The 20,370-nt window shown below is 34.1% G+C and carries 21 protein-coding genes and 3 pseudogenes; 21 read left to right on the top strand and 3 right to left on the bottom strand.

Translation table 11 applies throughout. The features are described 5' to 3' along the window. Positions 1 to 57 precede the first annotated feature (57 nt). From ACAG39_11770 to ACAG39_11735, 8 genes are all read left to right on the top strand, one after another. The gene (locus ACAG39_11770) at positions 58 to 228 is read left to right on the top strand and encodes a transposase (GenBank protein ID MEZ0537907.1); all 171 of its coding nucleotides are present in this window, start codon (positions 58 to 60) and stop codon (positions 226 to 228) included. Positions 229 to 635: 407 nt separating this feature from the next. Then, positions 636 to 1,481 carry an aldo/keto reductase gene (locus ACAG39_11765; GenBank protein MEZ0537906.1) on the top strand — a complete coding sequence of 282 codons (846 nt, stop codon included), beginning with the start codon at positions 636 to 638 and terminating at the stop codon, positions 1,479 to 1,481. Positions 1,482 to 1,548: 67 nt separating this feature from the next. Continuing rightward, positions 1,549 to 1,785, top strand: a complete 237-nt coding sequence (locus ACAG39_11760) for a hypothetical protein (protein MEZ0537905.1) — start codon at positions 1,549 to 1,551, stop codon at positions 1,783 to 1,785. Then, positions 1,782 to 2,681, top strand: coding sequence for an alpha/beta hydrolase (locus tag ACAG39_11755; protein MEZ0537904.1), 900 nt, complete (start codon positions 1,782 to 1,784; stop codon positions 2,679 to 2,681). Before ACAG39_11760 ends, ACAG39_11755 begins: the two co-directional genes overlap by 4 nt. Positions 2,682 to 2,823: 142 nt before the next feature. Further along, complete coding sequence (locus ACAG39_11750) at positions 2,824 to 3,207, top strand: nuclear transport factor 2 family protein (protein ID MEZ0537903.1); 384 nt, start codon at positions 2,824 to 2,826, stop codon at positions 3,205 to 3,207. Between the two features lie 187 nt (positions 3,208 to 3,394). Next, positions 3,395 to 3,601 carry an alpha/beta hydrolase fold domain-containing protein gene (locus tag ACAG39_11745; protein MEZ0537902.1) on the top strand — a complete coding sequence of 69 codons (207 nt, stop codon included), beginning with the start codon at positions 3,395 to 3,397 and terminating at the stop codon, positions 3,599 to 3,601. A gap of 656 nt (positions 3,602 to 4,257) precedes the next feature. After that, positions 4,258 to 4,875, top strand: a complete 618-nt coding sequence (locus tag ACAG39_11740; GenBank protein MEZ0537901.1) for a flavodoxin family protein — start codon at positions 4,258 to 4,260, stop codon at positions 4,873 to 4,875. 174 nt (positions 4,876 to 5,049) lie between these two features. Beyond that, positions 5,050 to 5,640, top strand: a complete 591-nt coding sequence (locus ACAG39_11735; protein ID MEZ0537900.1) for a YdeI family protein — start codon at positions 5,050 to 5,052, stop codon at positions 5,638 to 5,640. Positions 5,641 to 5,859: 219 nt separating this feature from the next. Here the strand turns inward: ACAG39_11735 and ACAG39_11730 are convergent, their stop codons facing one another. Next, entirely contained in the window at positions 5,860 to 6,201 is a 342-nt protein-coding gene (locus ACAG39_11730) for a winged helix-turn-helix transcriptional regulator (GenBank protein ID MEZ0537899.1), read from the bottom strand. Positions 6,202 to 6,342: 141 nt separating this feature from the next. Here ACAG39_11730 and acgA point away from each other — a divergent pair, with 141 nt between their 5' ends. From acgA to ACAG39_11710, 4 genes and pseudogenes are all read left to right on the top strand, one after another. Beyond that, on the top strand, positions 6,343 to 6,630 hold the full coding sequence (acgA, locus tag ACAG39_11725) for an ACGX-repeat peptide (GenBank protein ID MEZ0537898.1): 288 nt from the start codon (positions 6,343 to 6,345) through the stop codon (positions 6,628 to 6,630). A gap of 86 nt (positions 6,631 to 6,716) precedes the next feature. Continuing rightward, the gene (acgM, locus tag ACAG39_11720) at positions 6,717 to 7,748 is read left to right on the top strand and encodes a radical SAM/SPASM domain protein, ACGX system (protein MEZ0537897.1); all 1,032 of its coding nucleotides are present in this window, start codon (positions 6,717 to 6,719) and stop codon (positions 7,746 to 7,748) included. Next, the gene (locus ACAG39_11715; GenBank protein ID MEZ0537896.1) at positions 7,745 to 8,728 is read left to right on the top strand and encodes a zinc-binding dehydrogenase; all 984 of its coding nucleotides are present in this window, start codon (positions 7,745 to 7,747) and stop codon (positions 8,726 to 8,728) included. Before acgM ends, ACAG39_11715 begins: the two co-directional genes overlap by 4 nt. A 199-nt stretch (positions 8,729 to 8,927) precedes the next feature. Further along, positions 8,928 to 10,201, top strand: a pseudogene (locus ACAG39_11710) (alkyl/aryl-sulfatase). A gap of 132 nt (positions 10,202 to 10,333) precedes the next feature. Here the strand turns inward: ACAG39_11710 and ACAG39_11705 are convergent. Continuing rightward, complete coding sequence (locus ACAG39_11705) at positions 10,334 to 11,659, bottom strand: MATE family efflux transporter (protein MEZ0537895.1); 1,326 nt, start codon at positions 11,657 to 11,659, stop codon at positions 10,334 to 10,336. 567 nt (positions 11,660 to 12,226) lie between these two features. On the opposite strand from ACAG39_11705, the gene tnpB reads away from it, so the two are divergent. The 4 genes and pseudogenes from tnpB (at position 12,227) to ACAG39_11685 (ending at position 14,731) form a co-directional block, all read left to right on the top strand. After that, positions 12,227 to 13,297 (top strand): IS200/IS605 family element RNA-guided endonuclease TnpB, encoded by a 1,071-nt coding sequence (gene tnpB, locus ACAG39_11700; GenBank protein MEZ0537894.1) that lies wholly within the window; start codon positions 12,227 to 12,229, stop codon positions 13,295 to 13,297. 144 nt (positions 13,298 to 13,441) lie between these two features. Then, entirely contained in the window at positions 13,442 to 14,002 is a 561-nt protein-coding gene (locus ACAG39_11695; protein MEZ0537893.1) for a DUF4256 domain-containing protein, read from the top strand. A 327-nt stretch (positions 14,003 to 14,329) separates the two neighbouring features. Then, positions 14,330 to 14,431, top strand: a pseudogene (locus ACAG39_11690) (pentapeptide repeat-containing protein). Positions 14,432 to 14,443: 12 nt separating this feature from the next. Then, positions 14,444 to 14,731 (top strand): annotated as a pseudogene (locus ACAG39_11685) (ATP-binding cassette domain-containing protein). On the opposite strand, the gene ACAG39_11680 reads toward ACAG39_11685, so the two are convergent. Continuing rightward, positions 14,682 to 14,849, bottom strand: coding sequence for a hypothetical protein (locus tag ACAG39_11680; GenBank protein ID MEZ0537892.1), 168 nt, complete (start codon positions 14,847 to 14,849; stop codon positions 14,682 to 14,684). The pseudogene ACAG39_11685 and the gene ACAG39_11680 sit on opposite strands and share 50 nt — an antisense overlap. Positions 14,850 to 15,010: 161 nt before the next feature. Between ACAG39_11680 and ACAG39_11675 the strand changes: the two genes are divergently transcribed. Genes ACAG39_11675 through ACAG39_11655 form a run of 5 tightly spaced genes read left to right on the top strand, consistent with a single transcriptional unit; the run spans position 15,011 to position 19,451 of the window. Further along, complete coding sequence (locus ACAG39_11675; GenBank protein MEZ0537891.1) at positions 15,011 to 15,706, top strand: lantibiotic protection ABC transporter ATP-binding protein; 696 nt, start codon at positions 15,011 to 15,013, stop codon at positions 15,704 to 15,706. 3 nt (positions 15,707 to 15,709) lie between these two features. Then, positions 15,710 to 16,468, top strand: coding sequence for a lantibiotic immunity ABC transporter MutE/EpiE family permease subunit (locus tag ACAG39_11670; GenBank protein ID MEZ0537890.1), 759 nt, complete (start codon positions 15,710 to 15,712; stop codon positions 16,466 to 16,468). Continuing rightward, a complete protein-coding gene (locus ACAG39_11665) occupies positions 16,468 to 17,253 on the top strand; it encodes a lantibiotic immunity ABC transporter MutG family permease subunit (protein ID MEZ0537889.1) in 786 nt (261 codons plus the stop codon). The genes ACAG39_11670 and ACAG39_11665 overlap by 1 nt, the downstream gene beginning before the upstream one ends. A gap of 27 nt (positions 17,254 to 17,280) precedes the next feature. After that, positions 17,281 to 17,976 (top strand): response regulator transcription factor, encoded by a 696-nt coding sequence (locus tag ACAG39_11660; GenBank protein ID MEZ0537888.1) that lies wholly within the window; start codon positions 17,281 to 17,283, stop codon positions 17,974 to 17,976. Between the two features lie 32 nt (positions 17,977 to 18,008). Next, on the top strand, positions 18,009 to 19,451 hold the full coding sequence (locus tag ACAG39_11655) for an ATP-binding protein (protein ID MEZ0537887.1): 1,443 nt from the start codon (positions 18,009 to 18,011) through the stop codon (positions 19,449 to 19,451). Positions 19,452 to 20,370 lie beyond the last annotated feature (919 nt).

Below are 20,370 nucleotides of genomic sequence, written 5' to 3'. Positions count from 1 at the left end.
AAAAACAGGAAGATAGAGAAATTAGAAGGATACATAAAGAATATATAAGAATTAAAAATAAGAGAGATAGATAGATTTATTGAAGGTATTGAAAAAGATAAAGAAGCAGTTAAAAATGCAATATTATATAGATATAGTAATGGTTTAATAGAAGGAATAATAAACAAGCTAAAGACAATAAAAAAGACAGATGTATGGAAGAGCAAGTTTGATATTATTGAGAAATAAATTGATATTTAGTGCTAATTTAAAATATTGCACTAAATTTGTATAATTATAACAAAAAATAATAAAGTTTATTTTATAAAATCATTTCACCGATAATTCGGATGAACCATTTTTATATTGACTTTTACAATATCTTTCTGCAATTTGAAGGTATATTTGCATTTTAATACAGACTGTGGAATCTTAGTATTTTTTACAAGTCGTATATCATCCGGTATATCCTCCGGTTTAATTGTATTATGCACTTCGTAAGTAACGGCATTTTCAAGTTGTTTCATATTTCGAAAACCTCTTGACTTGGAGTTAACTCTCAGGTTTATTATGATATTACCACATGTAAAATAGTATAAGTCAACAATTGATATAAATATGATGTGGTGCAAAAAAATTCTGAAAGGAGAATTTATATGCAAAAAGTAGTTTTAAATAATGGTGTGGAAATGCCGATTTTAGGGTTCGGTGTTTATCAAATAAATGACGCCGAACAGTGTGAACGCTGTGTTTATGATGCAATTGAAACAGGGTATCGTCTGATAGATACTGCTGCCGCATACGGCAATGAAGAAGCTGTTGGAAAAGCAATAAAAAGAAGCGGTGTTCCAAGAGAAGAACTTTTCATTACTACAAAACTTTGGGTTCAGGATACCGGTTATGAAAAAACCAAGAAAGCATTTGAAAAATCGCTTAAGAATCTTCAGCTTGATTATCTCGACCTTTATTTGATTCATCAGCCTTTTGGCGATGTGTATGGTTCATGGCGTGCTATGGAGGAGCTGTACAGTGAGGGGAAAGTCAGAGCCATTGGAGTAAGCAACTTTTACCCAGACAGGCTTGTTGATTTAATCCTCAATAACGAAATAATTCCTGCGGTTAATCAGATAGAAACACACCCATTCTGTCAACAAATTGACAGTCAAAAAATAATGGCAGAATACAAAGTTCAAATAGAATCTTGGGCTCCTTTTGCCGAGGGCAGAAACAACATGTTTCAAAATGAAGTGCTGATGTCATTGGCTGAAAAACACAACAAATCAGTTGCTCAAATTATATTGCGTTGGCTTACGCAAAGGGGAGTTGTTGCAATTCCAAAATCAGTACACAAAGAAAGAATAGTTGAAAATTTCAACATATTTGATTTTGAGCTTTCTTCAGAAGATATGGATAAAATTGCAACGCTGGATAAAAAAGAAAGTGCTTTCTTTTCACATAGGGATCCTGAAATCGTAAAATGGATTTGTTCATTAAAGAGATAAATTATTAACTGTACAGTTGGAAGGATCTTAAAAAGTCCTTTCAACTGTATCTTCCTGAGGAAAGTAGATGAGATATGAAGTTAAAAGTATTTTAGTATTTACATTTATTGCTCTGACGGCGTTCTTTTTTACTGCATGCGTCAGCATTTCTTCACAGAAAAACGATACAAGCAATTTCACACACAATACTTCTGAACAGACGGATATTTTAAAGGAAAGCAATTCATCTTCTGAAACTGCAAATATTAGCAATGAATCAATAAATTACGTGCAGAAAAATAATTTAGGTGAAGATAAAAGGTGAGCAGTAATTATAAAAAAATAACAGCAAATGATTCTGTAATGGATGTTATTAATCACCCTGCTTTTACAGGTTTTGGCCAATATATTTTTCCATGGGATGATAGAGTTTATGATGGCGATATGACAATAGGGCAAATAAGCTCTCTTCTGCCATATCATAGCCATATTGATATTGATACTACAATCAAGTCGCTAAATCGTATGATAGATGATATTAATGCAGGAAAAACTGTGTTCTACAGTATTTACACAGAAAAAGAAAAGCAGGAGGATCCAACCAAAAACAATACAGGATTATTTTTTTACCGTGGTAATCCAGGAGCTCCATTTGCAATCATTTGTCCTGGTGGCGGATTTGCTTATGTAGGTTCTTTGCATGAAGGGTTTCCATATGCTCTTGGAATCAGTAAAAAGAGATATAATGCATTTGTATTAAAATATAGAACAGGAAACGAACAGAAAGCAACTGAGGATTTGGCGGCTGCAATATCCTATATTTTTAAAAATGCAGATGCACTTTCTGTTGGAACAGATAACTATTCTCTTTGGGGAAGTTCAGCAGGTGCAAGAATGGTTGCTAATATTGGAACATATGGAGTCTATAATTATGGAGGAGACAACATTCCAAAACCTGTAACAGTAATAATGGCATATACAGGTCATACCGATTATTCGCAAAATGATCCGCCCACCTTTGCTATTGTTGGTGAAAATGATCGAATTGCAAGCCCTTCCACTATGGAAAGACGTATCAATGCTATGAAAGCAAAAGGCATTGATGTGGAGTTACACAAATATCCAGGTTTGGGACATGGTTTTGGACTAGGAATCGGCACAAGTGCAGAAGGCTGGATAGATGATGCTATAAAATTTTGGGGAAAACATATAACAGAATAAGGAGTATGTGCATATGAAGAAAATCAGCATGATACTTATATCCATATGCATCATCGAATATACATACAAACCCCTTGATTTAGAGCTGCTTCCAAGTGTTAAATTTTACTAATATATTAATTTGCAAAGGAGATAGATAGTGATGAACAACGAAAAATTTGCACAAGAATTAATCTCTCTTTCTAAAGAGAAGTGGTGCTGGATGTCAGAATGTAAAGTAGATTCCTTGGACTCTCTCTTCCACGAAAAGGCTGTCTTTGTCCATATGGGCGGAACCATGTCCAAGGAACAGGAACTTGATGTTATTCGAAGTGGCAGAATTCATTACAAAGATGTGGATATTCAAGAAGTGTCGGTACCGTTCATTGGAGAGACAACAGCGATCCTTTTGAGCAAAATTCGTTTAGTAGCCGTCGTTGGTGGCAATGAGGTTACCAATCCTTTCGTAGTCACAGAAGTGTATGTGAAACCAAGCAATATTTGGAAGTTAGCCTCACTCTCATTCACAAGACTACTTACCCCATAGCGATATCATTAACGTATAAACTGTTAAGGAGAGGATTGTGAAAACCATAAAATTGAATAACGGTATTAAAATGCTATTTATGGTTTTGGTGTTTTTCAGATAACTGATTTGTCTGAATGTGTGCGGTGTCTGGTTAAAGTTATTTGAATGGGATATAGGCTTATAGACACCGTCGCTTCTTAACAGAATGAGGAGGCGGTTGGCAGAGGTATCAAGCAAAGTAGCGTTCAAAGAGAAAATTTGTTTATCACTTCTGCCGCCCACCTATTTTGCCTATGGAACAAGAGACCCACTCGTGGGGGAATTTGAGAAATGTATAGATGCATTGAAGGAAACGGGTGTTACAATGAAATCCCATGTGCTGGAAAGACGGCCACATGGTTTCGGATATTGAGAGGGATGGATTCCCGATTTTGACCGCTTTCTGATAGTAGTATTTGATAAATAAAAAATGGAGGAATCATAAAATGAGTAAAAAAATCCCATTAATATAAAGAGACACACGCAAGGGAGGCAAATTCAATATTTTGTGTGATGCGTCTATGAATGGTACAAAGGAGGCTGGAAATACTGCTGAAAAAATCGCAGTTAAAAGCATTTTAGTATTTACATTTATTGTTCTGACGGCGTTCTTTTTTATAGCCTGCGTCAGCAACGCTTTACAAAAAACGATACAAGCAGTTCCACAAAAAATACTTCTGAACAGACGGATATTCTTTCTGGAATTCATCCGATAATCCGTTTTTATTCTTTTTAGGTTATCTCTCAATTATGGTATTTTATATATCTATTGCCCATTATATCTCAAAATTGTTTTTTAAACACAGAAAAACTGAGGGATTGCATGAATTATCGTGAGCCCGGTTTTACCGGCATCATGGTCAGATGAGACTTGTCTGTGAAAGGTTTGCCAGGTTTGTAGCTGGAAGCTTATTTACTTAAACCTTATAAATACGATTATACTAAATAGATTTAATAGTTTTGAAAATTTTATGATAATCAAAGCTATTGAAAGAGAGTTAAAGATTAATTTGGATAGGAGGAAATAATGTGAAAGTATTATTAATTAACGGTAGCCCAAATGAGAAAGGATGTACTTATACAGCTTTGAGCGAAGTAGCAAAAACTTTAAATGAACGAGGAATTGAAACAGAAATAATCCATGTAGGAAATAAAGATATCAGAGGATGCATAGGATGCCGCAAATGCAAAACTACAGGGAAATGTGTATTTGATGATCTGGTAAATGAAGTAGCACATAAATTTGAGCAAGCTGACGGTATTGTGATTGGTTCACCTGTATATTTTGCATCAGCAAATGGAACACTTGTATCTTTTTTAGACCGTCTTTTCTATAGCGTTATAACAGATAAGAGTATGAAGGTGGGAGCTGCAGTTGTATCCGCTAGAAGAGGTGGATGCTCAGCTACCTTTGATGAAATAAATAAATATTTTACAATTTCGGGCATGCCAATTGTTTCTAGTCAATATTGGAACAGCGTTCATGGATATACGCCAGATGATGTTCGAAAAGATGAAGAAGGATTACAGACAATGCGAACATTGGGTAAAAATATGGCATTTTTAATCAAGAGTATTTCATTAGGAAAAGAAAAGTTCGGCGTACCAGAAAAAGAACAACGGATTGCTACCAATTTTATTCGATAGAAGAATGTGAAAGGGTAATTTTTAATATAGAGAGAAAGAACTGTCTGAAGCAATTAGGCAGTTTTTGGTATACTGTATTAAATTTTATCATTTACACATTTGAATAAATATTTATTAAATATTAAGGCTCAGTATGGTATTAATTTAATTGAAATTAAAGAGGAGTGTTCCTTTATGACAATTAACAGAATGAGTCCTAAGGTTGATGAGTATTTAAATAATGCCCCAAAGTGGAAGGAAGAATTAAAGAAATTGAGAACTATAGTTCTTGACTGTGGATTAACCGAAGAAGTGAAGTGGGGTCGACCTTGTTATACATTTCAGAATAGGAACATAGTCTTAATTCATGGATTTAAGGAATATTGTGCCCTGTTGTTTTTCAATGGTGCCTTGTTAAAAGATCCTAACGGTATTCTAATCCAACAAACAGAGAATGTGCAGGCAGGGCGACAGATTCGTTTTACTAATGTTCAAGAAATAGTTGTGTTGGAACCTATCTTGAAAAACTATATTTATGAAGCTATTGAAATAGAAAAAACAGGTTTGAAAGTAATTAAAAAGAATACAGAACTCAAAATTCCCCAAGAACTTCAAAATAAATTTAATGAAATTCCTGAATTGAGAACTGCTTTCGAAGCATTGACACCGGGACGGCAAAGAGCTTACATTCTTTATTTTTCTGAACCTAAACAATCCAAAACTCGGGAGTCAAGGATTGAAAAATGTATACAGAAAATTCTCAACGGAAAGGGATTGAATGAATAATACATTAGAATTTTTTTTGCACTTTATCAGATGCTTCCTTATAAGTTTTTGTAAATATATTTTATCAAAGTAGGTATTTGAATAAAGTGCTTTTTTTATTTAAAAAAATAAATGGTGTAATTGCCATATCTGAACCCCAACATTTATTATGGAACCAAAATAAAAAATGCCTTCTTATATTACTTGAGCAAAAGTAATGTAAGTTGACACTTTTGAGGACTAATCTTGTTTAAGTTTTTGAAGATTTTCTTTGTATCCGATTCCCCATTGCTCCATTGCCGCAATAATAGGACGCAAGGTATTTCCTAACTCGCTCAGTGCATATTCTACACGAGGCGGCACTTCTGCATAGACAGTGCGTATTATAATACCATCCTCTTCCATGGAACGCAAATTGTCTGTCAACACTTTCTGGCTGATTCCCGGGATAGATTTTCGTAACTCATTAAATCGGTATGGTCTAATCAGAAGGTTTCTTAAAATCAGCAGTTTCCATTTGTTTCCGATCAGTTCAACTGTTGTTGCAACAGGACAAGCCGGCAATTCCTCTTTCTTCAACATATTAAAAGCCTCCAATAGTTATAAAAAGGTTACTATATAATAAAAAAGTGCCTACTTCAAAATCTAATGTTATATGATTATTATAATATTAGAGGCAAAACAAATCAAGCCTTAAATATTATAAGTACGGAGGTATTAAATATGAGTAAACTCAATTTTTTTAATGCATGGAAAAACGGAGTGAGTAAATATTTTTCCAGAAGTAGTGCACAGAGCTACATGGGCTGCAATCGTTTAGCTTTGGCCATAAGTGGAGCTTGTGGTTCAGCTTGTGGTACTGGAGACGACAAACCCTCTCCTAAGCCATCAGCTTGTGGTACAAGCGATGAACAGCCGGCACCAAAGCCTTCCGCTTGTGGTGCCGGAGAAGAGCAGCCCGCTCCTAAGCCTACTGCTTGCGGTTCTGCCTGCGGTACTAGCGACAAATAAGTATCAGCAAATGGTGTCCCGGTTCTGGTTTTTGTATACCGGGCCGGGTCATGCTTTTTATCAAATACCATAGGGAGGCTAAACATATGGAACAATATTTTGCTTTTCAATGGCATATTACCGACACTTGCGATCAACGTTGCCAGCATTGCTATATTTTTTCAAATGATAACAATATTTGTTTGGAAGAGATGTCTTATCAGGATATTAAGGACGTACTTGATAACTGCAAAGAAATGTGCCAGAAGCTTAGTCGCATTCCTTACTTTTATATTACAGGCGGAGACCCAATTTTGCATAGAGATTTTTGGAAAGTCTTAGAGCTTTTAAAGGAGAATCACTTCCCCTTCAGCATTCTCGGAAATCCTTTTCATTTGAGTGATGAAGTATGTAAAAAACTAAAATCATACGGATGTGAGAGATATCAATTATCTATTGACGGGCTTCGTGAGACACATGATGCTATTCGGAAACCCGGCTCATTTGACACAACTATTGAAAAAATACGCTGTATTAAAAATGCTGGTATTCGCTGCGTAATCATGACTACGGTTTCAAATATAAACATCGGTGAAATTCCTGACATCATCGACCTTGTGGTGGAAAATCACGTTGATGTCTTCGCATTTGCCCGCTATTGCCCTACCAATTTTGAAAAGAGTGCACACATTGCACCGCTGGAATATAAGGCACTACTGGAAGTGTGCTGGAAAAAATTTGAGCAATATAAGGACAGCGGTACAACCTTTAACCTAAAAGATCATTTATGGACGCTATTCCTTTATGAAAGGGGGCTGTTTACCATCCCTGACGGGCTAGATGAAGATACGATTTATGACGGTTGTAATTGTGGTAACTGCCATATGACCATTTTACCAAATGGTGACGTATACGCTTGCCGACGACTAGAAAGTAAGGTTGGTAATGTTTTTTCAGATCGTCTTTATGATGTCTTTCTCAGTGAAAAGATGGATACATACCGTGATTTTAGAAAATTTGAGAAATGCTCAAAATGTGAACTGCTCCGATTTTGTCGAGGATGTCCAGCTGTTGCTTATGGATATACTCATAATTTTTATGCTGCCGACCCACAATGCTGGAAAGAGGTGATAGAATGAAGGCGGTTGTTTTAACAAAAACTTGCAGTGCTTCAGAACTAACTTTAAGTGAAGTTCCGGTTCCATCAATCAGACCGGGATGGGTACTTGTCAAAGTAAAAGCCTTTGGTATAAACCGTTCAGAAATCATTCTACGCAGTTCCGAAGCCGACGCACCCTATATCAAGTTGCCGAGAATACCGGGAATTGAATGTGCCGGCGAAATCGCAGACCCTTCAGATAGCCATTTCTGTAAAGGACAGCGTGTTGTTGCACTGATGGGTGGCATGGGACGCAGTTTCGACGGCTCATATGCGGAATATACCTTATTGCCGGTCAGTCATGTTTTCTCAGTGGATACCGACTTAAACTGGATAGAGCTTGCTGCCGTCCCCGAAACTTTCTTTACTGCTTATGGCTCACTATTTGATTGCCTTCAAATCGTTTCAGGTGATATTCTGCTAATCCGGGGAGGAACCAGTGCACTTGGACTTACCGCCGTACAGCTTGCCAAGAGTATTGGCTGTACTGTCCTTGCTACCACACGGGATAAAAATAAACTCAACTTTTTGAAAGAAATCGGCGTCGATATCCCGCTTTTAGATGATGGTACTCTGGCCAGGCAATTACATGAAATCTACCCAAACGGTGTTAATAAGGTACTGGAACTGGTGGGTCCTGCAACGCTGCAGGAATCCATGACATTTCTATCATGGCACGGCATTATCTGCTCAACCGGAATATTAGGTAAAAAAAGAGTTCTTGAATACTTCGACCCAATCAAAATGATTCCTAATGGTGTTTACCTAACTTCCTTTTTCAGCAACTATCCAACACAGGAGAAAATTGACCGTATTTTTACACATATTCGCCAGCATCACTTAAAACCGATTATTGGAAGAATATTTCCGTTTAGCAGAATTGCAGATGCACATATTTTGATGGAGCAAAACATAGCAAATGGTAAAATTGTAGTTTACATAGAAGAAAGACAAAGTTAAAACAAAGGATTTTAGCATTAGGAAATTCTTTTATAAATATTAAGTGAAATTTTATAGATTAGAAAGTAGAAAAGATTAATAATGGAATTGGGAGAATTCCCACAGAAAAAACACAGATACTTTTTTAATCTATATCAAAATTTAAAAAATAAAAAATCTATAGCGGTTATTTAATTTATTATACGATGAGGATTGTAAAATGTTAAAAGAAAATGGTGAACAGTTACTAAAAAGTTTTGCAGAGACTGCATATCCACCTACAATTATTAAAGTTACTGAAGGAATATATTTTGTAATGGGATATGCTCACAGCAATTCAATTATTATTGAAGGAAAAAACTCAGTAATTTTAATTGATACTTTAGATACAGATGTAAGGGCAGAAAAACTTAAGAAGCTAATTGCTGAAATTACCGATAAACCAGTAAAAACTATAATTTATACTCATGGACATCCGGATCATAGAGGTGGGGCTTCTGCATTTAGTAATACAAATCCAGAGATTATAGCCTTTGCTCCCAAGAAGGCAATACTGGGACGTACAAACGAATTAAATGATATATTAAATAAACGCACTTCTTATCAGTTTGGATACAATCTTTCAGATGAAGAAGTTATTACTCAAGGAATTGGAATTAGAGAAGGCTTTACTGTTTGAGAAGGAAAATATGGATTTGTGCAAGCTACAACTATTTATAAGGAAGAAAAGGTGAATCGTACTATAGATGGAGTAAACTTAGAATTGGTTTTAGCTGTTGGTGAAACTGATGATCAAATATTTGTATGGCTGCCTGAAAGTAAAGTACTTTGTTGCGGTGATATTATTATGACTGCTGGCCAAACTTATATGCATTAAGAGGAGGCCAATACAGGGATGTCAGTGCCTGGGTAGATACTCTTGATTTAATATTGTCATATCCAGTTGAATATGTTTTGCCAGGACACACAAAACCCTTAATGGGAAGAGATATTGTTAAGGAGGTGCTTACAAACTTCAGAAATGCAATTGATTATGTACTTACAGAAACACTTAAAGGCATGAACAAAGGATTAACGGCAGATAAACTTGCCTCAACTATAAAACTCCCTGAAGAACTTGTAAAGCTACCTTACTTGGGAGAATTTGATGGTACAGTACAATGGTCTGTTAGAAGTATTTTCAATGGTTATCTGGGATGGTTTGACGGAAATCCAACTAATTTAAATAAATTACCACCAAAAGAACATGCAGTAAAAATGCTAAATTTAATTGGAGGGGAAGAAAAGGCTATTGCAGAGATAAAAAGGTCTTTGGCTAATCAGGAATTACAGTGGGCTATTGAGGTTGCAGATTTATTAATAGCAGCTGAAAGAGAGATTGAAATCGGAAAACAATTAAAAGCTCAAGGTTTGATAGCATTATCAAAATTAGAAACCAGTGCAAACGGGAGACATTACTATATTGCTTGTGCTAAAGAATTGTTAGAGAATTAGAAGTTTTTTTAATGGACATTGAGCCAACGGGGACGGTTCTGTTTGGCACAGTACATACAAGAAATACTCAGTTGGTGTTTGGCGTTGGTCAGTGAGCCAGGAAGAACCGTCCCCGTTGGCTTAAAAGTTATTTTATATAACTCTGAAATTCATCCACTTGCCACTTTTGAAACGGACAATAAAAATAATGGAACGAAAAGCCCAGTCAATAACCATAGCTATCCATATGCCGATAACTCCCATGTTAAATATAACACCTAAAACATAAGCAAAGGTTACACGAAAAGCAAACATAGAGAAAATTGAAATAATCATTGGGAAACGAACATCACCTGCTGCACGAAGTCCATTAGAAAGTGTAAACGAAATAGGCCAAAGTAATATAGCAAATATATTATGAATTAAAACAATTACATAAGTTAATTTATATGTTTCTGCAGATAAAGTATATAATTTTAAGATCCATGGAAGGATAAGAATCATACCTAAGTTAATACATAATGTTCCAATGTATGTAATCTTCACAAGTTTTTTTGTGTAGTAATTAGCTTGTAAATAATCTCCTGCACCTACACATTGACCTATTACAGTAACTATGGCAAGATTCATAGCAGAACCAAAGCTAACAGCCATATTAACTAAACTGTTTGCAACTCCATTTGCAGCAATTTGAGTTGTTCCAAATGCTGAGATAATACTAATTATAATAAGCCGTCCCAACTGAAAAATGCCATTTTCTATACCATTTGGAATGGCAATATTCAAGATTTTTCGAATCATTTCTACGTTCCAGGAAAAAATTTCAGAGAAACGGATGTAAACCACATTCTTTTTGTTGAGAGACAAGTTTATCATAATCAATGCAGCAGCTGCACGTGAAATGAGTGTCGCAATTCCAACACCTGTAACACCGGCATGAAACAAAAAGATTCCAATGGCATTTCCAGCGACATTAATCAAGTTCATGATAATGGAAATATTCATTGTAATATGAGATTTCCCTATGGAACGGAATAATGCGGCACAGGAATTATAGATGCCTAAAAATGGATAGGATAATCCTGAAAATACGAAATAGGTAATGGCAGCTGCCATAACATCATTTTCGATATTGCCAAAGAGAATCCATAATGTAGGCTTGTGAAAGAAAATAACTAAAAGCATAATTATCATAGAAAAAATTGCAGTTATGGTAATTAATTGACTGGCAGCCTTGCATGCTTGGTCTTTTTCTTTGTGTCCAATATATTGAGAAACAACCACAGCACCACCGGTAGCAAGTGCTGCTAACACAAAAATTAGAAGAAAATTAATCATATCCACCAAAGAAACACCAGACATGGCTGCTTCGCCAGCATAGGAAATCATCATCGTAGTAATTATACCAACGAAAACGATAAGTATTTGTTCCATGAAAAGGGGAATAATCAATTTTCTAAGAGCCTGATTTGAAAACATAAAAACACCTCTCTTATGAATTTGAGAAATTCAATCGGTTTTAAATCTGTTTCTTCATTATTTTCTAATTATACTTTGATTTTTTTATAATACCGTAGCATATCAGGAAAAATACAAAATTGTTTACTTACTACTGCAATCGTTATGATATTTTACATAACATTGTACAATATAATAACACATGGAGTTAACTTCAGGTCAAGAACTTTATTATTGGAGGGTGTCTCAGAAGATAATTGAACACCTTCTAATGTTTTACATATTGTCAGTATTAAAGCCAATAAGCCAATGGGGACGGTTCTTCCTGGCTTACTCCTCTTCTGCCAAAAACCGACTGAGTATTTCTTGGATGGATTGTGCCAAATAGAACCGTACCCGTTGGTTTAAAAATAAATATTCAAAGAATCTTTATGGCCTAATTACCAAAATACATTTTGAAACAATTGTTAAAATCTTAGGTAAATAATTAATTTAACCTAAATTACGACAGAAGTCGCCCACTTTTATAAGTGGGTGATGAATGTCGTTTTATTTGATATAATAAATATATGGAAAAGAGGTGTAACATTGCTTAGAGCATATAAATATAGAATATATCCCACAAAAGAACAGAAAGAATATTTTGTTAAAGTATTTGGTTGTGTAAGGTTTATATACAACAAAATGCTTGCAGACAAAATAGAGTATTACAAACAAACAGAAAAAATGTTAAAAACTACACCAGCAAAGTATAAAAGAGAATATCCATTTCTAAGAGAAGTAGATAGTCTTGCTCTTGCTAATGCACAACTAAATTTAGAAAGAGCATATAACAACTTTTTTAGGGACAAAAATATAGGTTTTCCGAAGTTCAAAAAGAGAAAAGGCTATCAATCATACACAACAAATAATCAAAATGGGACAGTAAGTATAGATAATGGATACTTAAAAGTGCCAAAGCTAAATAAAAAGATAAAGATAAAACAGCATAGAGACTTTGAAGGGATTATAAAATCTGTAACAATATCAAAAACACCAACAGGAAAATATTATGCTTCAATATTAGTAGAAACAGAAATAAAAAAACTTCCCAATGTGGATAAAAAGATAGGAATAGATTTAGGGTTAAAGGAATTTGCGATACTATCAAATGGAGAAAAGGTAGAAAATCCAAAATGGTTAAGGAAAACTGAAAAAAGGATAAAACAAATACAAAAATCACTATCAAGGAAACAAAAACAAAGCAGTAATTATGAAAAAACAAGATTAAAACTTGCAAAGTTACATGAGAAAATAACAAATCAGAGGAAAGATTTCTTGCACAAATTGTCCACCAGAATTATTCACGAAAACCAAGTGATAATTTTGGAAGATTTGAAAGTAAAAAATATGCAACAAAATCATTATTTAGCTAAAGCAATATCAGAGGTATCATGGACAGAATTTAGAAGGATGATAGAATATAAAGCAAAATGGTATGGTAGAGAAATAATAATAGCACCACAAAAATATGCATCAAGTCAAATATGCAGTGAATGTGGATACAAAAATACTGATGTAAAGGATTTAGCGTTGAGGGAATGGGAATGTCCTAACTGTGGAGCAAAACATGATAGATATATAAACGCAGCTAAAAACCTACTAAAATTAGCCATGTAGATGGTATTGTCGGGGATGGAACAGCCCTTTGAGCGTGGGTAATCTGGTAAGGTAGCTTACCTTGACCACGAAGCCACCACCTCTATAGGTGGGGGTAGTTCACTCAAGAATAACAACAATCTTAATAGACGAGGAGATTTTTGTATGGAAAATAAGCAATTGTCAACCGAACAACGTGAAGAATTACTTAGGATATTGAAAGAACGTTTTGAGAAAAATATGCATCGTCACATAGGACTTGAATGGGCTAAAGTACAAGCAAAGATTGAAGCAAATGATGAAATACTATGGTCTCTCTATCAAATGGAAGAAACAGGTGGCGAACCAGATGTTATTGTTAATGATATAAATGCAGATGAGTTCATTTTTTATGATTGTTCTGCTGAAAGCCCAAAAGGACGAAGAAGTATTTGTTACGATCGTGAAGCGATGGAATCAAGAAAGGAAAATAAACCCAAAAATAATGCAATTGATATGGCAAAATTTATGGGTATTGAGATACTAACCGAAGAACAATACAGGGAATTGCAAAAATATGGAGAATTCGATACAAAAACTTCTAGTTGGATAAAAACCCCCGATAATATTAGAAAACTAGGAGGAGCTTTATTTTGCGATCGTCGTTATGATACTGTTTTTGTATATCATAATAGTGCAGAATCATACTATTCATCTAGAGGGTTTCGAGGAATGCTTAGAGTTTAGATATGAGATAAAATTAAAATATAAACCATATAAGTGGAGTGATGTTTAATTGATAATAATGCTAAAATCTTTCTAATAAATTTAAAAGAATAATATTGGCATAACATATTTTTGAAAAAATAAATTTAAAATTTAATAATAAAAACCTTCTTCTTAGTGAGAAATAAGAATAGATATAAGCTAAGAAGGAGGTTTTTATTTTGTTAATATAAAAAATCGTGAATTTTGTTTAGAGGAACAATGTTAATAGTAGTAATTGCTTATATTTAAGTGATTATTTAATCAAAGGAAATATTAAGAAATATACGAAAAAATCTACATAATTATTCATTAAAAACTATCTGTTTTGATGGAGCAATGATGGATAAATTAACCTACAATGCACTAAAAGCCTTGGAAGCTGATTTATCAAAGGTTACTATAATATAAGGAGTGGAGAAAATGCAAAACATAGCAATTCAAGTGAAAGGGCTGAAGAAGTCCTACAATCAGCTTGAAGTTCTTAAAGGTGTGGATTTCGAGGTAGTTAAAGGAAGTATTTTTGCACTGTTAGGAACAAATGGTGCTGGCAAAACAACAATTATAAAAATTCTTACTACATTATTAAAACCAGATAGTGGGAAAGTGTACGTAAACGGATTTGATGTTATATCAAATCCTGATAATGTTAGACAATCTATTAGTTTAACCGGACAATTTGCTGCAGTGGATGATGTTTTGACTGGACGAGTTTAAGTGCTCCACCGTAAACTCTCTGTACGAAAGAACGATTCTCAACTTTTGTACATTCAGACTGAGTAACCAGAGGAAAATAAAAATAAGTACGCTTGATATCCTGAAAACCCACAGCCTTCTTTTTGACCAGCCGAGATAGCAGTGTTTTTAATGAAGAAAGAATGGTGGTTATTTTCTTTTGATTGATAAGAGTAACTTTATAAATTCTTTATAATTGCCTAATATATTAATAATCATTGTAGAGATTAATAATGCAATGAAAGGAAGAGTTAAATGTCAAACTTGATAGTTGAAACGAGAGGGCTGAAAAAATACTACGGAAAGCAGCTTGCTGTAAATGATGTTTCACTCAAAATCCCAAAGGGTTCAATTTACGGATTACTTGGTCCAAACGGAGCAGGAAAATCCACTATATTAAAAATGCTTACGGGACTATTGTATCCGTCAAGCGGTGAAATTATTGTTTTCGGTGAGCTATGGCAACGAAAGCATCTTGAGAGAATTGGAACATTAATTGAATCCCCAGCTTTATATGGCAATTTAACTGCAGTTGAAAACCTTCTCGTCCACACAAAATTAATGGGACTTCCAAAAGAAAGAATTTATGAAGTACTTGAGATAGTGGACCTTAAAGATACAGGTAAAAAGTTGGCAGCACAATTTTCAATGGGTATGAAGCAAAGATTAGGAATTGCAATAGCATTGTTAGGTGATCCAGAACTTTTGATTCTTGATGAACCTACAAATGGTCTTGATCCTTTAGGCATTCAGGAGCTGAGGGAATTAATAGGTTCGTTCCCCCAAAAAGGGATTACGGTAATTCTATCAAGCCATATATTGTCAGAAGTATCACAGCTTGTTGATTATATTGGTATTATAAGCGATGGTGTACTTAAATACCAGGGTAAAATAAGTTATGATGAAGACCTTGAGGAACTATTTATGAAAGTTGTAAAGGGGGCTAAATAAATAATGATTAATATAATAAAATCTGAGAACCTTAAATACAGGAGGACTTTTGCCAGAAGACTCATATTACTTGCACCACTTTTTTTTATAGTAATAGCATTACTACAAAAATTATTTATGCCTGCTAATTATCTAAGGTCATGGCAGCTTATTCTTGGCCAGGTATACAATTGGTGGCCAGTAATATTCATTCCATTTGGTATAGCTTTATTTGCTGCATTAGTGGCATTGCAGGAAAAAAAGGCAGGAAATTACCACAATTTGCGAGCTCACAATATTTCACCGTCGGTTATCTGGACAGCTAAAATCTTATCAATGGCATATCATATGATGCTAGCGACACTTGTTCTTATTGCCGTTATAATAATTTCAGGGCTTATTACAGCAGGAGGAGAAATTCCATGGGTAAAGATTTTTGCAGGTGGGTTTACGATATGGCTTACATCCCTTGCTGTAATACCACTTCAGTTATGGGCAGCAACGTGGAAAGGCACCTTTTTTAGTATGGCTGTGGGATTTACCGGGCTTATTGCCGGTGTTACAGCGGCACCTGAATGGTATTGGATATATGTCCCATGGAGCTGGCCGATACGGCTTATGTGTCCTGTAATAGGCGTACACCCAAATGGGATTCCTTTGGAAGCATCAGATTCTCTCATGAATTCATCAGTAATACCAGTAGGAATAGCTCTGTCACTTGCTGCCTTAATAATCTTTACTATAATTACTTCAGTGTGGTTTAATAAAAAGGAGACAAGATGATGAAAATATTTATATCAGAATGGATTAAGACAAAACGCACACCTATACGATGGCTTACATTTTTAACACCTTTGATTTTTACTGCTTTAATAACGTGGTACTTTTCGTTAAAAACAATAACAATATATACTCAAATTTCAATATTCAAAGCATTTTTTGAAGTGTGGACAGCAATGGTTATTCCGCTTGGTGTAGGTTTAATATCAGGATTAATGATACATCAGGAGGAACTTGCTGGGAGTTTCAATGGTTTTCTTGGAAGCAAACTACCCCGCAGGGATTTGTACCTTGGGAAACTTGTAATGCTTATTTTGTTGACATCAGTAAGTACATTACTTGCTGTATTGGCACTTTTAGTGGAATTAAATTTTATATTAAATATACATATATTCTGGTCAATTTTTGTTATAGCAGCTATAGTAGCTATAATAGGAACTATTCCACTATTGGCATTCCATTTATGGATAAGTTTTGCATGGGGAATAGGTGCATCAGTAGGTATTGGCGGTGGTAGTATTTTAATAGCTGCATTGATGGCAACAGGTCTTGGTGATAAAATTTGGCAATTTGTACCTTGGGCATGGCCAGTTCGTTTATCAGGGTTAATAGGAACATATTTGTTATATTTGACTGGTATGAAATACCCAACCGAAATACTATCTTCAGGTTTTATTGCAAATCAAGCTATAAAGGGTCTTATTCCAGCTGCCATATTTTTTGTGAGTTTGTTGGCTGGAGGTTTGATTTGGATTGAAAGGTGGGAAGGTAGAAAAATATATGATTAAATAAAAATTTAAAGGAGGCATGATGGTATGAGTAAGATTCTTATAATTGATGATGAGGAAGATTTAGTCACTCTTTTAAAAGATTCTCTTGAGAAAAGAGGTCATATTGTATTAGCAGCATATGACGGTGAAAGCGGTATTAAAAAAGCTAAAGAACACCCCGACATTATTATTCTTGACATAATGATGCCTGGTATTGATGGGTATGAAGTCTGTAGAAAAATAAGAGATGTAGTTCTTTGCCCCATAATATTTTTGAGTGCGAAACAATCGGAAACCGATAAACTAAAAGGTCTTGCCTTAGGAGGTGATGATTATTTAATAAAGCCTTTTAGCCTTAATGAACTGCTTGCGAGAATAGATGCACATTTAAGGAGAGAGAAGAGGGCTTTATTTCTTAATAGCTCAAACAAGAGAGTGTTGATTAGCTTTGGCAGACTGTCTGTTGATTTAAAATCAAGACAGGTTAAGGTTAACGATAATATCATATCCCTTACTAAACGAGAATTTGACATTTTAGAACTGCTTTTAATGCATCCAGGTCAGGTGTTTTCAAAAGAACAGATTTATGAGAAGGTTTGGGGATATGATGCAGAAGGAGATTCTTCAACTGTGACTGAACATGTGAAAAACATAAGGTCAAAGATAGCTGAATTTGACCACGAAACAGAGTATATATCGACAGTATGGGGTATCGGCTATAGATTTAACAAAATAATGTAATGTGAAATTATACATCAAGTGGGTGCATATATATGTTGGGGAAAAAACCTCTCAAAGCTCAATTTATATTAACGTTTATTATGATTATAATATCAAGCATAATAGCTACAATAGCTACATATTATGTGGGTTATATTATTTATACAAAAATTGAATATAAAAAAATATTTCCTGCCAACTACTATGAAAAGAAAATACCTGATATTGAAGGCTATATCAGAAAAGAAAGTGTAATTCTATTAAACAGGAACAAAAAACAACTTCTTAATAAAGTGATTCCTTCAGAAGGAATATTGTATCAGGTTATGGATGTAAATGGCAACAAAATATATGGGACAGATTATAAAAAACTTATAAATGGCAAAGAGGACTTATATAATAAAATTAATACTACCATCGCTATAGATGGGAGATATGTAAGAATCATCCCGGTAATTGATTATCAGGGGAAGATAAGTGGAGCAGTTTCATTATCATATACATTAACACCTCATTATGCAAGTACATCAGATAAAATATTCCTTACACCATTATTTATTGTAGTTGTTTTTTCTCCGTTTATTTATATAGTAATTTTTACATTGCTTTTTTCAAAGAAATTTGCCGGTAATATAGTTAAGCCGGTTAATATGCTTATAGATGCATCAAGAAAGGTTAAGGAGAAAGATCTTGATTTTAATATAGACTATAATGCTGACAATGAACTTGGAAGACTTTGCCAAGCATTTGACGAAATGAAAAATGAACTTAAGGAATCATTAATATCACAGTGGAAATCAGAGCAGGAAAGACAAGAGATGATTCAAGCCCTTGCCCATGACCTGAAAACACCTCTATCTGTAATACAAGGATATGTTGAATCACTTTTGGAAGACAATTATATTGATACTCAAAAGATAAGAAAATATTTACAAGTAATAGAAAATAATATAAATAAGGGCACTAAACTTGTCAATGAAATGCTTTACGCCGCAGAGCTTGAAACGTCTGATGCAGAACTTAATATCGTTTCAGTGGATATATACTCTTTTTTAATGCAGAAAAAAGAAAGTTATGAGATTATGACAAAAAATAAAAAGATAGTTTTTAAAGTTGATGTAACTTATGAAAACCAGGCTAAAATGACATGCCCTGTTGATACTGTAAAACTTGAGCGTATTCTTGACAATATCGTTTCGAACAGCATTGATTATACGCCGGAACATGGAACAATAACAATTAATGCTGATATTACCTGTAATAATATTTGTTTTAAAGTATGTGATACAGGAAAGGGATTTAGTAGTAAAGATCTATCTAATCTTTTTAATAAATTTTACAGGGGAGATGAATCCCGTTCTACCAAACACGGTCATGCCGGACTAGGACTTTATATTGCAAAAAGACTGGTAGAAATGCATGGTGGAAGTATTACTGCCTTTAATGCAAAGGACGGTGGTGCATGTATTACATTTGATTTACATTTTATAAAATAATAGCAACCAATTTTGATATTATTGTCTCTTTTATGTAAACAAGTATTGTAGGAGAGTGGTATTGATTTAAATAAAAAAACAAAATAAATGTCTAAAATATCTTAAATACAGGGTTCAATAGTGATCTTCTATCTGCCTAAAATGTGTTTTTGTGGTGGAAGCACAGGAAACCTTGTTTTTTTATTTGTGTAATAGTAAAAAATTACTAATTTTTAAGAAACCGGCATATTGGGTTATAATGATTGTAGCTATAACTGTTAGCTTGGTAATGATTGCTTTTACGGTAAATCCTTATAAAGAATGAACAATTTCAGCGGAAGACAAAAGAAAACTTGCGGTTGTTGTGACCGAATACTACATGAAGGCTGATCCGGCCAACTAAGAGCAAAAAATTGGAGCCCAAAACCGATACTTTGGTAAATGTTCAGATTGCCAATATCAAAATAATCTTCAAGGATTGAACAATAATTAATGAAGGGGTTTCTATTTAAAATGCATTAAATGTAACTTTTAAAATTATTGTTACATTAATATAAATATAAGAAATTAGTTACGATAATGGTATTTGGGTTGCACTTGCATGGTGCTTATGAATTTTAGCTACAGCTCTTGGTTGAAATGATAAAATTTAAATGAATAAAAATGGATAATAAATTCACAAATCACTATAAAAATTCGAGTAATCATTTCAATATATACTTCAAAACATACTTGCTTTCTAAAGAAAAATCCTTGACTTAGAGTTACCTCAAAGTGATAAATTATTGTTAATATCAAAAACTGTAAAGGAGAGATATAGTGATGTACAACAAAAAATTTGAACAAGGACTAAAAACCCTTTTATTTAGAATATAAACAATATATAGTCGAATTGAAAATTTTATAAAAATCAATGCAATCAAAAAATTGACAAATAGAA

Source organism: Caldicellulosiruptoraceae bacterium PP1 (genome assembly GCA_041320695.1).
Taxonomy (GTDB): Bacteria; Bacillota; Thermoanaerobacteria; order Caldicellulosiruptorales; family Caldicellulosiruptoraceae; genus JBGGOQ01.
Note: the sequence above shows the minus strand (reverse complement) of the source record. Positions and strands in the feature narration are given on the sequence as shown.

Excerpts from the sequence above, each read along its gene's own strand:
- ACAG39_11765 (MEZ0537906.1), top strand. The coding sequence starts at position 636 with ATGCAAAAAGTAGTTTTAAATAATGGTGTGGAAATGCCGATTTTAGGG.
- ACAG39_11760 (MEZ0537905.1), top strand. The coding sequence starts at position 1,549 with ATGAGATATGAAGTTAAAAGTATTTTAGTATTTACATTTATTGCTCTG.
- ACAG39_11750 (MEZ0537903.1), top strand. The coding sequence starts at position 2,824 with ATGAACAACGAAAAATTTGCACAAGAATTAATCTCTCTTTCTAAAGAG.
- ACAG39_11745 (MEZ0537902.1), top strand. The coding sequence starts at position 3,395 with ATGAGGAGGCGGTTGGCAGAGGTATCAAGCAAAGTAGCGTTCAAAGAG.
- ACAG39_11735 (MEZ0537900.1), top strand. The coding sequence starts at position 5,050 with ATGACAATTAACAGAATGAGTCCTAAGGTTGATGAGTATTTAAATAAT.
- ACAG39_11730 (MEZ0537899.1), bottom strand. The coding sequence starts at position 6,201 with ATGTTGAAGAAAGAGGAATTGCCGGCTTGTCCTGTTGCAACAACAGTT.
- acgA (MEZ0537898.1), top strand. The coding sequence starts at position 6,343 with ATGAGTAAACTCAATTTTTTTAATGCATGGAAAAACGGAGTGAGTAAA.
- acgM (MEZ0537897.1), top strand. The coding sequence starts at position 6,717 with ATGGAACAATATTTTGCTTTTCAATGGCATATTACCGACACTTGCGAT.
- ACAG39_11715 (MEZ0537896.1), top strand. The coding sequence starts at position 7,745 with ATGAAGGCGGTTGTTTTAACAAAAACTTGCAGTGCTTCAGAACTAACT.
- ACAG39_11705 (MEZ0537895.1), bottom strand. The coding sequence starts at position 11,659 with ATGTTTTCAAATCAGGCTCTTAGAAAATTGATTATTCCCCTTTTCATG.
- ACAG39_11695 (MEZ0537893.1), top strand. The coding sequence starts at position 13,442 with ATGGAAAATAAGCAATTGTCAACCGAACAACGTGAAGAATTACTTAGG.
- ACAG39_11675 (MEZ0537891.1), top strand. The coding sequence starts at position 15,011 with ATGTCAAACTTGATAGTTGAAACGAGAGGGCTGAAAAAATACTACGGA.
- ACAG39_11670 (MEZ0537890.1), top strand. The coding sequence starts at position 15,710 with ATGATTAATATAATAAAATCTGAGAACCTTAAATACAGGAGGACTTTT.
- ACAG39_11665 (MEZ0537889.1), top strand. The coding sequence starts at position 16,468 with ATGAAAATATTTATATCAGAATGGATTAAGACAAAACGCACACCTATA.
- ACAG39_11660 (MEZ0537888.1), top strand. The coding sequence starts at position 17,281 with ATGAGTAAGATTCTTATAATTGATGATGAGGAAGATTTAGTCACTCTT.
- ACAG39_11655 (MEZ0537887.1), top strand. The coding sequence starts at position 18,009 with ATGTTGGGGAAAAAACCTCTCAAAGCTCAATTTATATTAACGTTTATT.